The following is a 12,319-nucleotide window of genomic DNA, read 5'->3' as shown; positions in this document are numbered from 1 at the left end:
CCATGAAAGTACTACACGTCATCAGCCAGACACCCGATTTCACGGGCAGCGGCAAGTACGTACTGGAAATGATCAGGCAAAGCGGCAGCAGAGGAAATGAAAATTTTCTGGTGGCCGGTACCGAGCACGATTTCAGACTGCCGACAACCGTGCTCCCGCCGGAGAATTGTTGTTTTGTCCGCTTCGGGCACGATCTGGATTTCCCTATTGTAGGCATGAGCGACGTCATGCCCTATTCAAGCACGGTCTGCTCATCCCTGACCCCGCAACAGATCGAAAGCTACAAAAACGCTTTCCGGCGGGAAATAGGCCGGGCGGTCACATCCTTCAAACCGGACGTGGTCCACACAAATCATTTATGGATGGCTTCGGCGGTGACCCGTGAAGTCGCACCCCGCCTTCCCATGGTGACAACCTGCCACGGCACCTGCCTGCGGCAGCACAGACTCTGCCCGGAACTCGGCCGTTCCCTAAAGGGATCACTATCCGGAATAGACCGGATAATAGCCCTGTCCGAAGATCAGAAGCAGGCTGTCTGCGGATTGCTGGATTATCCCGAAGACCGGGTATCCGTAATCAGCGGAGGATTCAACAGCAGTTGCTTCCATCATGACTGCACCAAGAGGCGGTCTGCGGAAGTCCGGCTCCTTTACGCCGGAAAACTGGGCGCCAGCAAGGGTGTTCCCTGGCTGCTGAAAAGCCTGACGCGGCTCAAAAACAGAAAATTCCACCTTCATCTTGTTGGAGGCGGAAGCGGAGCGGAAAAGAGGCTTTGTCTGGAACTGGCGGCAGAGCTTGGCGACAAAGTGACCGTCCACGGAATTCTTTCGCACCGTGAACTTGCCGACCTGATGCGGGAATCGGATATTTTCGTGCTGCCGTCCTTTTACGAAGGGGTGCCGCTGGTGCTGCTGGAAGCACTGGCCTGCGGCTGTCGGATAATAACCACTGACCTGCCCGGATCGCGAATGCTGTTCACGCCAGCGCATCCGTCCATGGTGCGCATGGTAAAACTGCCCGCGCTCATGACCGTGGACCGCCCCTACCCGGAAGACGAGCCCGCGCTCGAAAGTAAACTGGCGGAAACTCTTGCCGAGGCTTTTGAGGACATTCTGGGAGGAGCCGGGCCGGATCTTGATTACATTCAATCCGTTTCCAAGCCCTACACATGGGAAAAAATCTTCGACCGCGTGGACAGAGTGTACCGGGAAGCAGCCGACACTCGCCGATAACCTGAATAATTAGACATTAAAAGCCTCGGCGACATCTCTGCTTTCAACAGGTCGCTAAAACTCAAAGCAAAGCTCTTAGTTAAGCGACGGCAAGGCCTGCCGGGGCCTTAAACTATTAGGGATTCCAAAGGGGATTATCCCCTTTGGCCGCTGGCGGCGAAGTCAAATTCTCAAAAGCGCTAAGCGCATCAAATTCAATACCTTAAATGTATTTTTATGAATTAAGCTTCACGTAATAGAAATTCCGGCCCCGCTGAACCTTGAGCATTACTTTATTGCTCATGCGATAGCGCAGGAAGGAATCCAGAAAGTCCTGCTGAGAGCCGACCATGCGGTTGCCGATCTGATGAATCTTGTCACCCGGCTGAAGTCCGAGTCTGGCGGACGGGCTGTTGGGGGATACTTTTTCAACCAGAACGCCCCTTCCTCTGCTGTCGCGGTTCACAGCCATTCCCCAGCGCCCCCAGGCCAGACCGCGCAACTGTGCGGAGGAAAGGGACTGCGGATAAAGACGCACTTTGGAAACCGATCCGGCATGGAGAGCTTCAAGAACAACTTTTTCGCCGCGGGTCTGCCCCCGGAGCAAAGAAAGATAACTGTCCTTGTCCTCTACTTCTATACCGTCGATCGAAAGAATCACATCTCCGGGAACAAGTCCGGCTTTGGATGCCGGAGTCCCTTTGTAGACTTCGGTCACCAACAGGCCGTGCACATGGGACAAACCGAAATAACTGGCGGCACCCTGATCAAGATCCTGCCCGCTTACTCCCAGCCAGACCGGAGAAACCCTGCCGGAAGCAAGCAGTTCCTTGACAACTCTTTTGGCCCTATTGACGGGAATGGCAAAACCGATGCCTTCGGCTCTGGCCTGGATGGAAGTATTGATACCGATCAGATCGCCCATGATGTTGAGCAGCGGCCCTCCGCTGTTGCCGGGATTGATGGCCGCATCGGTCTGGATGAAATCCGTGAAAGTGCCCTGCTGGGATTTGACGGTACGCTTAAGCGCGGAAACAACGCCGGTGGTAACCGTATGGGTGTATCCGAACGGGTTGCCGATGGCGATGACTGTCTCGCCGATATAAATATCCGATGAATCGCCCATCTTTACCTGCGGAAGATTTCCAGCACCTTTTATCTTGAGCACGGCAAGATCGAAATCTGCATCCGAACCGACAATCTCGGCCTCGTACTCGTGTCCGTTTATCGTGCGGACCTTGATATCGCTTCCGCCGGCCAGCACATGCGCGTTGGTCAGTATAAGTCCGTCATGCCCGTTGATGATGACGCCCGAGCCGGTGCTGGTGGCCCTGAACTTCTGCTTTCTGGTCTGGAAACCATTAAAAAATGAATCGAACGGATCACCGCCGAACATCTGCCCGAAAGGCGAAACTCCGCGTTCCACCACACTGGTTACTGTTATGTTTACAACTGCCGGAGCGGTCTGCTGCACGGCCCTGACCACTGGAGTTATGCGCAGGGAATCTCCGCCTGAAGCGCAGACTGTAAAAGAGGAAACAAGAACAAACAGTAAGGCAAAAACCGGGAATAGGATTAACTTCTTCATGGCAGATCAAAGGATTGTCCCGGACCGGATTAATTCCGTGATCCGGGTGTGTATTGCCCCCCGCGGGGAATGAAAAGACAAAACGGTTACAGGTCCAACCCCTGCTTTTTGTAGTCATTAAGCTTGTTGCGCAGGGTGCGTACGGATATGCCCAGAAGTTCTGCTGCCTTGGTACGGTTGCCCTGCGTCTGATCAAGACTTTTTATTATCATCTTCTTTTCCATCTCGGAAATGGGCATAAGATCGAATGAAGCGGCGACGCCGGCCTCGCCGGACGCAGAGTCTCCATCACCCGAGAGCCCCATAGCGGAACCGGGCTCGGCGTTCACAAACTCTTCCTCGGGCATCCAAGCATCGGGATCGTTCAGGAAATGTCTCGATTCAATGGGACCGCTGCCGGCCAGAAGAACCGCTCTCTCCATCAGGTTCTGCAACTCGCGAACGTTTCCCGGCCATTCATAGCCGAGAAGCCATTTAACGGCTTCATCGGAAAATTCCAACGGTTTGAGCCCGTATTCAGAGCAGTTCTTATCCACGAAAAATTTGGCCAGCAACAGGACGTCTTCACCGCGCTGGGCCAGAGCAGGGAGTTTCAGGGGAATGACATTGAGCCGGTAGAAAAGGTCCTGCCGAAATTTCCCTTCCTTTACCGTCTCCTCAATGGCCCGGTTGGTGGTCGCCAGCACGCGGACATCCACTTTAACCGTATCCACACCGCCAACGCGGTCTATTTCCCCTTCCTGCAGCACCCTCAGCAGCTTGGCCTGCAACCCGAGGTCCATTTCGGTTATTTCATCAAGAAGAATGGTGCCGCCCGATGCAAGCTCGAATTTTCCGAGCTTACGGCTGATTGCACCGGTAAAGGCTCCTTTTTCATGGCCGAAAAGTTCTGATTCCAAAAGATGTTCAGGCAGGGCGGCGCAGTTTATGGCGACAAAAGGCTTGTCACTGCGGTCGGAATGATGATGCAGAAACCGCGCGAACATTTCCTTACCGGTTCCGGATTCACCGGAAATGAGCACCGTGGCCTTGGATTTGGCCACCTGTCTGGCAAGGCCGAGCACACGCATCATCGCCGGGTGACGGCCGATTACCTGATACCGCCCCTGCGTTCCCTGCGAACCAGCTCCCGGCTGCGGGTCTCCCAGATCCTCTTCGGATGGCATGGCCGGAGGACGCTCATCCGGAAGCATGAGCTTGATTTTCTCCCAGGACAGGGGTTCCAGCCAATAATCACGAGCGCCGAGCTCCATGTACCTGCGCGCTTCGTCTGCTGATCCGCTGCGGGAAAAGACAACAACCGGAGGGAAATTTTCAATATTGACAGCTTCGGCAAGAAGAGCCTGTGCGGAATAGCCCTGCATTACCGGTCTTGTAAAGATCAGGCACGGTTTCGATTTTTTTATGAAATTAATGGCTCCGGCCAGATTATCGGCAAGCCCGGCCTGATATCCCGCCTCCTTGAGGGGGGAAAAAACGGAGGTAACGGACTGAGGTTCGGCTATGAATAGTAATGTGCTGTCAGGCATGGCTTTTTCATATCTCTAAGTCGAAACCTTTTCAACTTAATATATATTGCATGTTGATAAAAGTCGCAGGTTGCTGTTTATTGGAATATATTTGGCAAGAGCTACCTGAAACCGAATCACATCAGCGGATCGGGCTGAAATCATACACAAACACTTTGGGCCCTTTTCTTTCACTGATGTTGATTAAAATGGACAATTTCTAGCGAAAACGCAAAGAAAACAAAATTAATTTCGTGATACGCAAAAAACAAAATTGTGTGGTTTTGCTTATCGCAGGAAAAGCGGGGGTGTTTTTTAACAAAAATGATTTTTATCAGGATACATAATTCGCGATTCTGCAAAAAAACGCATTTTAATCCGGAATGAGTGAAAACTTGCCGAATTTTGTTCCATTTGATAACCCGTTTTCGTCCGCTTCAGAATAATTTTTTACGGGATTTGTACAAAAGTGATAAAATTTAACAGCGTCAATAAGTACTACGGTGAATACCACGCCCTGAGAAATCTCAATCTCACAATTGAGAAAGGCGAGGTGGTGGTTGTCTGCGGCCCTTCAGGATCCGGTAAAAGCACCATGATCCGGTGCATAAACCGCCTTGAACCCATTCAGGAAGGTGAAATTCTTGTAGAAGGCATGAACGTGAATGACCCGAGAGTCAATCTTCCTATGCTCCGCGCCGAGATAGGGTTCGTCTTCCAGTCTTTCAACCTCTATCCGCATATGACGGTTTTGGAAAATATCATACTGGCACCGACAATGGTGCGGAACATGAAGCGCAAAGAAGCGGTTGAACTGGCCATGGAGCTCCTCTCCAAGGTCAACATTCCCGACAAGGCCGGGGATTATCCCTCCCAGCTTTCCGGAGGCCAGCAGCAGCGCGTAGCCATTGCCCGGGGACTGGCCATGCGGCCGAACATCATGCTCTTTGACGAACCGACCTCGGCTCTCGACCCGGAAATGATCAACGAGGTTCTGGATGTAATGAAAGCGCTGGCTCGCGAAGGCATGACCATGGTCTGCGTAACACACGAAATGGGATTTGCCAGGGAAGTCGCCGACAGGGTGCTGTTCATGGATGAAGGGACCCTTATCGAAGAGAACACACCGGAAGAATTTTTCAACAACCCTCAGCACGAGCGTTCCAAACTCTTCCTGAGCAAGATTCTATCACATTAGGCAGCAGGCGGTGTTCCGGTGTCGGAACTCCGCTTTTTTGTATACTCTACGTCTACTTCCACGCAGGAGGAAAGAATGAAAAGGTTTATGACTCTGGCTCTCACAGCCGCTCTGGTTATGGCTTTTGCAGCAACTGCCATGGCAGGTGCCGCCTATGACAAGATCATGAAGGACAAGGTAGTACGCATCGGCATCATGACCGACTCCATTCCCGGCGCTTTCTACAACGACAAGAAAGAATGGGTCGGCTTCGATGTTGACATCGCCAACGAAATCGCAAGACGCATGGGCGTTAAAATCGACCAGGTCCCGGTAAACAACAAGACCCGTATCGGCTTTCTGCAGCAGGGCCGCATCGATATGTCCGTTTCCAACATGACCCATAAACGTTCACGCGACAACTCCATCGACTTCTCCATCACCTACTTTTTTGACGGACAGAAATTTCTGGCCCCCAAAGGCAAATACGCTGACCTCAAAGACTTCGTAGGCAAAAGAATTGCCGTTATGCAGGGCACAACTTCCGAAATCAACGTCAGAAACCTGCTCAAGAAAATGGGTGACCCCAATCCCAAAGTTATCTCCTACCAGAAGGAATCCGAATGCTTCCAGGCACTGCAGATGGGTCGCGCAGACGCATGGTCCACAGACTCCACCATCCTGCTCGGCTACGCAGCACAGGTTCCCGGAAAGTATGAGCTCGTAGGCGACTTCTTCTCCAACGAACCCTACGGCATCGGCCTGCCCGAAAATGATTCCAAACTTCGCGACACCGTCAACTTCGCCATTCAGGATATGTGGAAAGACGGTACCTACGAAAAAATCTACAACAAGTGGTACGGTCCCGACACCAAGTACTACTTCCCGCTCACCGAAAAAATCGAAATGTGGCCCTAGGGCTCACCGGAAGACCTGCGGGTTTTCCTGATTAAAGCATTCATGCTGATTCCGGCAGGGTTTTTGAGAATCCTGCCGGGATCAGTTCCATACCGGACAGACAGAGCTTACGGAAACGTTTGCCGTATCAACGTCCGGCAAACAAAAAAGAGACAGTTTTCGCGATGATCAACCGTTATCTGGAAAAAACATGGGTTCAATACCTGTGTCTGGCATTTGTAACAGGGCTCCTGGTCTATTATTTCGGGTGGGTCTTCGACTTCGGCTACAAGTTCGACTGGACCGTACTCTACAAAAGAGATCCGGCCTACGGAGAAGTCCTTGGCGACATGCTCATCAACGGCTTAGGACTCACAGTAAGCATCACCCTGATGAGTTCGGTCATCGCCCTGGGACTGGGCATACTTTTCGGGCTGGGCAGACTCTCGCAGTTCAAGCCGGTATACTGCTTCTGCACCTGTTACGTGGAATTTTTCAGGAACACCCCTCTGCTGGTGCAGCTCTTTTTCTGGTATTTCGCGCTGCCCATGGGCCTGCCGGAAAACGTGCGCAACTTTCTCTTTGATCAGAACTTCGAAATGCTCTCCGCAACTGTCGGTCTGGGAATTTATACCAGCGCCTTCATGGCGGAAGTCATCCGTGCCGGAATCCAGTCCATCCCCAAGGGTCTGCTTGAAGCAGCCTATTCTTCCGGCCTCAGCACCTTCCAGACCCTGACCAGAATCATCCTGCCGCTTGCGTTCCGGGCCATAATCCCGCCCCTGGGCAGCGAGTTCCTGAACAACATGAAGAACTCCTCTCTGGCCATGGTCGTCGGCGTCGCCGAGCTGTGCTGGTCCTCGCAGCAGATCGAATCACTGACCTTCAAGGGCTTTGAAGCGACTTCTGCCGCAACGGTAATCTACCTTTCGCTGTCGCTTATCATTGCCGGCATCCTCACTCTGGTAAACTGGCGACTCCAGATACTCCCCAAGAAAAGCTGGAAGGCCGGACACCACATCGCGCACATGATTTTCTGGCCTTTCGAGGCTCCGGTGGCCTTCCTGGCCAGGATGCACCGGCGGTTCATGCGCAGCCGCAAGGAAAATTTCAGCCTTACCAGCAGCCAGGCCGCACGAAAGGCCTTTTTCTCAGCCGTAATGAAAATAATGTCCTACCTGTGGAAGGGCGTCTTTCTCGGCTGCCTCGGTTTTCTGCTGGTCATGGCGGCCTACGGTGTTTCAAAATTCAATTTCCAGATTATCTGGGATAACCTCGGGACCATGCTCTGGTGGAAATTCCCCAACGGCGATCCGAACGATATCCTCTGGGGACTGGGCGGACTCTCCTTCTCCATCCTCATGTCCGTTATAGCAATCTCGGTAAGCTTCTTCATCGGCCTGATCGTGGGCATAGGCCGCACCTCCAGGAACAAGCTTTTCCTCATACCTTCCACTCTGTACATTGAACTAATCCGCGGCAACCCGCTTATCATGGTCATTTTCTGGATATACTTCTTCATCCCGATCCTGACCGGGCAGTTCATGAACGTATTCTGGTCCGCGACTATTGCGCTGACCATCTTCACCGGTGCATATCTGGCGGAAATAGTTCGTTCCGGCATCCAGAACCTGCCCCCGGGACAGTTCGAGGCAGCAGTTTCCACCGGACTCACCTACTGGCAGACCATGCGCAAAATCATCCTGCCCCAGGCATTGAAGCAGATGCTTCCGGCCATTGTCGGACAGTTCATCGCCATCTTCAAGGACACCTCGCTGGCATTCGTCATCGGTGTTCTTGAACTCACATTCGTAGCTCAGGGTCTGAACAACAGACTGATGATATACCCCTTCGAAATCTACACCACGATAGCATTTTTGTACTTTATTTGTTGCTACCTGATGAGTCTCGTGGCAAGACGACTCGAACGGAAGCTGTCAACAGACACTTTCCGTCTGCAGATGTAATCCATCTTCCTCCCCCTGCCCCGGCGGGGGGAGGACAGTTGAAATAGAAGCATTTCGGAGTTGTCTCATGCTCGGTAAGAGTGTCCCCGTGTTCTGTTATCACGCCGTCTGCGAAGAAGACGGCCATTCCCCCGCCCTTTTCGCATCGCACCTGGACGCAATGCTTGAAATGGGCTTCAAGACCATCACCGCCGACCATCTTTTCGAAATATGCATGGGTCGCAAACCCATTGACGATAAATATGTGGTCCTGACCTTTGACGACTGTCACATAAGCAACTGGATCAACGCCGTTCCGCTGCTGGAAGAAAGGGGTATGACCGGTATATTTTTCGCTGTCAGCGACTTTATCGGCAGCGGTAAAATCAGGACCGAAGCGGATGTCCCCCGAATGCTTTCCATGCGCGAGTCGTTCATCAAGGCTCTTTCGGAAAACGACACCTCCCAGTTCATGAACGAAGCCGAACTGAAATCTCTGGTCCGGGACAAAGGCATGGAAGTCCACGCCCACACATGCAGACATCAGGGCTGCTTCAAGGATTTCCGGTCCAAAGGAACATTTTCGCTCGCCTCCCACTGGTCCACATGGGGAATCTACCGCAAATTCAATACGGAACTGCCGGTCTTCGACAACGGCAGCGCGTTTGCCTACAACGGATTCTGGCCGGTCTTCCGCAAGGGCAAGGTTTCCTTCAAAAGACGCAGCGATGAAGAAAGACGTGCATTCTGCCGAAAAGATTTCACCCGCTGTCTGGAAAAAATAAGCAGCATCAACAACGCCCGCCGTCAATATTTTTGCTGGCCGTGGGGGCACTTCGACCCGCTTTCCATGCAGGAGGCCGCAGCAGCCGGATTTTCCGGCACGTTCACCCTTGAGCGCTCGGCAAATATGCTCGGAACGGACCCGATGCGCTTCAACCGTATCGGTGTGGGCAAGGAAAAAGACGCTGCCTGGATAAAAAAACGGCTGCTCATGTACTCATACGAAGCACCGGCAATGGTCTGCTTCAAATTTTTCAGCAAGCGCAATGATATCGGCAGGGTATTATACATCACCGATACCGGAAAACTCTCCGGCGGCAGCCGTCAGTTGATCAACAGTGCCAAGGCCATGCTGATTGCCGGGCTCGAAGTAGTTGCCGTTCTCCCGCCTGAATCAGGATTGATTCCGGAATTGAAAAGCATGGGCGTGGAAGTGATCATTCTGGATGATTTCAAAAACATGCTCGCCGCAGCGGGCTTTCTGGCCGAAATCATTGAGGAGCACCACATTGACGTGGTCCATACCTTCCACAACAGGGCAATCAAGATCGGGTGCATCACCAAAGGTCTTTCCCTGCTCGGCGGACGGAATTTCAAGCTGTTCTTCAACCGGGGAGTAATCTACAAGCCCAACCCGCTGGCGCCTATTTTTTCACTGATCGGCAACGGCTTCATCTGCAACTCGGCCAAAGGCCGCGAAATGCTTCTGAAGCACGGAGTACCGGGAAAACGTGCCCAGGTGGTCTACAACTCCTTTGCCGGTGGCGGACGCAAACCGCGGCGTTCCGTTTCCACCAGCGTAATCTACGTGGGCAATTCAGGACATGCCAAAGGCCCGGACGTATTCATCCGGGCTGTGGACAAACTTCTTTCCAGTCAGAACTGTGAGGGGGTACGTTTCATTGCCGTAGGATTGGAAAATCTTTCCGAATACAGCAGCATGGCTTCTCCTTCAACACTGGAGCGCATTGAGTGTCCCGGCTACATCAGCCATGAAGAAGTGGTAAAACTACTCGCCATCTCCCACATTTACGTAATGAGTTCCCGTCAGGAATCCATTCCAAACACCCTGCTCGAAGCCTTTGACGCAGGTCTCGCAACAGTATGCACGGATGCGGGCGGCACACCGGAACTGATCCGCGACGGAATAAACGGATTTCTATGCAAGGTGGAAGATGTTGACGCCCTTGCAACCGCCATGGGCAGGCTCATTGAAGACGGAGAACTGCGCAAACAGATGGGCCGCATAAACCGGAAGATAGTGCGCACCTACTTGAGCAGCGCAGCAAAAGCGCAGGCCCTGCTCCGGGTCTATTGTTCGCTGCCCAAGGATGAACCGCTTACCGAGCTGCCCGATATTGATGCCCTGACCGGCAAATAAAACCGGCACAGAAACGTATTACAGTATTCCGACATCCCTTCGGATTCAGCCTTGTTGCGTACTTATAAAAACCGCTGTATTTGCTTATGAAAGAATAAAGCGATACTAAACGGAACTGTCCTGAAAATATCAACAATGGACAACGCATAAGGAGGCACGGATATGGAGACCTCTTCCGAAAACGGTTTCTGGGATGAAATGAATCCGCAGATACGGCGCAGGCTGCTCATGGGCTCGGTCGGCTCCACCCATCTGCTCGGAACAGGTATTCGTTCGCTGGAATCTGATTCCGGACTAGGTGCCGAACTCCTGTTTGCCGCATATGCGGCAAACCCGCTCGACGGGAACCTCGCCCGTTCAATCCTCAATCTTGAAACAGCTCCCGGATTTTTCTCCGGTCCGGCACTGACCTGCCTCAGGCATGTTGCCGCGGCATGGGTGCGCCCGGAAAACCTTTCGTATTTTCTGCGTATCACCGCACGGCGGGACAACGACAAAATAAGGCATTACATTGAGTCGTGTCTTGAAAAAGAACCGGGGAACCTGTTCTGGCTCCAGCAGGGACTGATCCATGCCGGAGCAAGTTCCGATTTCAGATACGGCCTGAAGCTGCTCAGCATGGAACAGCACGAAGCTGTCCGACCGGCAGTCAATGCTGCACGGGCCTTTTTCCGCCTCATGAACACAGACCTGCAGGAAGCGGCAGACCTGCTTGAAGATGTTTCCGCTGTTTTCGGCGAAACCGAAACCGCCCAGCTTATCGCTTCCTGTTCTCTTAAAATGGGGGATCGGAACGCAGCCATACGCAGTCTTGCCGCATGCGTACAAAAACAGCCATGGCGTGTTTCGGAAACACTGCGCCTCCACGATCTGGCTCGCGGCCTTGATTCTGAAAAAAGACCGCTGCCGGGCAGAACGGCCATCCTGCTCTATTCCTACAACAAGGCCGAAGAACTGGACTCCACGCTCAAATCCCTGCGTAATTCGGAACTATACGAAAGCAGGATATTCGTTCTCGATAACGGCTCCACAGATGAAACGGCCAACGTCATGGACAGATGGCAGCAGGCTTTCGGGGAACAGATGGCCCGCATCGACCTTCCGGTAAATATAGGTGCCGCTGCTGCCAGAAACTGGCTCATGAACCTCCTGGAAGTACGCGAGTGCGATTTTGCCTTATATCTGGACGATGACGTGGAGGTCGAGCAGGACTGGCTCTCACGGTTCGGAACCGCCGTAGCGGCCTACCCGGATGCCGGAGTATGGGGCTGCCGGGTGGTAAGCCAGTCATCTCCTGCGGTCATGCAGTCCGTGGACCTGCACATTGTCCAGCCGTCAGGAGAAGAGGGCAACGGCCCCGAAGTGGACCTGACCAGAATTTCCCCCAACCCGTTCAGGGTTTCGGACCTGCATCATCAGACACTTGATGCCGGTTATTTCGCTTTCATGCGTCCTTGCGCCTCGGTTACAGGATGCTGCCATCTTTTCAGCACCAGGAAGTTACTTGACAACGAAGGCTTTTCCCTGTTCCTTTCTCCGTCGCAGTACGATGACATGGAACATGATCTGCGCAGTTGCCTGAAAGGGCAATTCGCGGTTTATCAGGGACACCTGCGCATTCTGCATCGCAAGAACACCGGCAACGCCAGCCATGTATCAGTGGAACAGGAAGGCAATGCACTCGGTAATAAATACAAGATGCAGGCCATGCACCCAAGAAGCGAAATACTGCGGATAATGGCCGATGAAGAAAGTCTTCTCCGGTCCGACATCGAAAAAAAGACACAATATCTGCTGGATGCCGGTTTAATCGGCAGCAAAGTATAAA

Annotated in this window: 8 protein-coding genes; 6 read left to right on the top strand and 2 right to left on the bottom strand. The window is 52.8% G+C overall.

The features are described 5' to 3' along the window. Positions 1–2 precede the first annotated feature (2 nt). Positions 3–1,232, top strand: a complete 1,230-nt coding sequence (locus tag ACKU4E_RS15575) for a glycosyltransferase family 4 protein (RefSeq protein WP_320172004.1) — start codon at positions 3–5, stop codon at positions 1,230–1,232. A 214-nt stretch (positions 1,233–1,446) separates the two neighbouring features. Here the strand turns inward: ACKU4E_RS15575 and ACKU4E_RS15570 are convergent, their stop codons facing one another. Both ACKU4E_RS15570 and ACKU4E_RS15565 read right to left on the bottom strand, forming a co-directional pair. Continuing rightward, complete coding sequence (locus tag ACKU4E_RS15570) at positions 1,447–2,799, bottom strand: trypsin-like peptidase domain-containing protein (RefSeq protein ID WP_320172003.1); 1,353 nt, start codon at positions 2,797–2,799, stop codon at positions 1,447–1,449. Positions 2,800–2,885: 86 nt separating this feature from the next. Further along, positions 2,886–4,328 carry a sigma-54 dependent transcriptional regulator gene (locus ACKU4E_RS15565; protein WP_320172002.1) on the bottom strand — a complete coding sequence of 481 codons (1,443 nt, stop codon included), beginning with the start codon at positions 4,326–4,328 and terminating at the stop codon, positions 2,886–2,888. Positions 4,329–4,776: 448 nt separating this feature from the next. Between ACKU4E_RS15565 and ACKU4E_RS15560 the strand changes: the two genes are divergently transcribed. The 5 genes from ACKU4E_RS15560 (at position 4,777) to ACKU4E_RS15540 (ending at position 12,318) form a co-directional block, all read left to right on the top strand. Beyond that, positions 4,777–5,505, top strand: coding sequence for an amino acid ABC transporter ATP-binding protein (locus tag ACKU4E_RS15560; protein WP_320172001.1), 729 nt, complete (start codon positions 4,777–4,779; stop codon positions 5,503–5,505). A gap of 75 nt (positions 5,506–5,580) precedes the next feature. Then, complete coding sequence (locus ACKU4E_RS15555) at positions 5,581–6,402, top strand: ABC transporter substrate-binding protein (RefSeq protein WP_320172000.1); 822 nt, start codon at positions 5,581–5,583, stop codon at positions 6,400–6,402. 164 nt (positions 6,403–6,566) lie between these two features. Next, complete coding sequence (locus tag ACKU4E_RS15550; protein ID WP_320171999.1) at positions 6,567–8,348, top strand: amino acid ABC transporter permease; 1,782 nt, start codon at positions 6,567–6,569, stop codon at positions 8,346–8,348. A gap of 67 nt (positions 8,349–8,415) precedes the next feature. After that, positions 8,416–10,491 carry a glycosyltransferase gene (locus ACKU4E_RS15545; protein WP_320171998.1) on the top strand — a complete coding sequence of 692 codons (2,076 nt, stop codon included), beginning with the start codon at positions 8,416–8,418 and terminating at the stop codon, positions 10,489–10,491. Positions 10,492–10,653: 162 nt separating this feature from the next. Further along, on the top strand, positions 10,654–12,318 hold the full coding sequence (locus tag ACKU4E_RS15540; RefSeq protein ID WP_320171997.1) for a glycosyltransferase: 1,665 nt from the start codon (positions 10,654–10,656) through the stop codon (positions 12,316–12,318). Position 12,319 lies beyond the last annotated feature (1 nt).

The sequence above is a fragment of the Maridesulfovibrio sp. genome, from assembly GCF_963677005.1.
In the GTDB taxonomy this organism is placed as follows: domain Bacteria; phylum Desulfobacterota; class Desulfovibrionia; order Desulfovibrionales; family Desulfovibrionaceae; genus Maridesulfovibrio.
The sequence above is the reverse complement of the archived record's forward strand: the minus strand, read 5'-3'. Positions and strand labels throughout refer to the sequence as shown.

Excerpts from the sequence above, each read along its gene's own strand:
- ACKU4E_RS15550 (WP_320171999.1), top strand. The coding sequence starts at position 6,567 with ATGATCAACCGTTATCTGGAAAAAACATGGGTTCAATACCTGTGTCTG.
- ACKU4E_RS15570 (WP_320172003.1), bottom strand. The coding sequence starts at position 2,799 with ATGAAGAAGTTAATCCTATTCCCGGTTTTTGCCTTACTGTTTGTTCTT.
- ACKU4E_RS15575 (WP_320172004.1), top strand. The coding sequence starts at position 3 with ATGAAAGTACTACACGTCATCAGCCAGACACCCGATTTCACGGGCAGC.
- ACKU4E_RS15540 (WP_320171997.1), top strand. The coding sequence starts at position 10,654 with ATGGAGACCTCTTCCGAAAACGGTTTCTGGGATGAAATGAATCCGCAG.
- ACKU4E_RS15565 (WP_320172002.1), bottom strand. The coding sequence starts at position 4,328 with ATGCCTGACAGCACATTACTATTCATAGCCGAACCTCAGTCCGTTACC.
- ACKU4E_RS15545 (WP_320171998.1), top strand. The coding sequence starts at position 8,416 with ATGCTCGGTAAGAGTGTCCCCGTGTTCTGTTATCACGCCGTCTGCGAA.
- ACKU4E_RS15555 (WP_320172000.1), top strand. The coding sequence starts at position 5,581 with ATGAAAAGGTTTATGACTCTGGCTCTCACAGCCGCTCTGGTTATGGCT.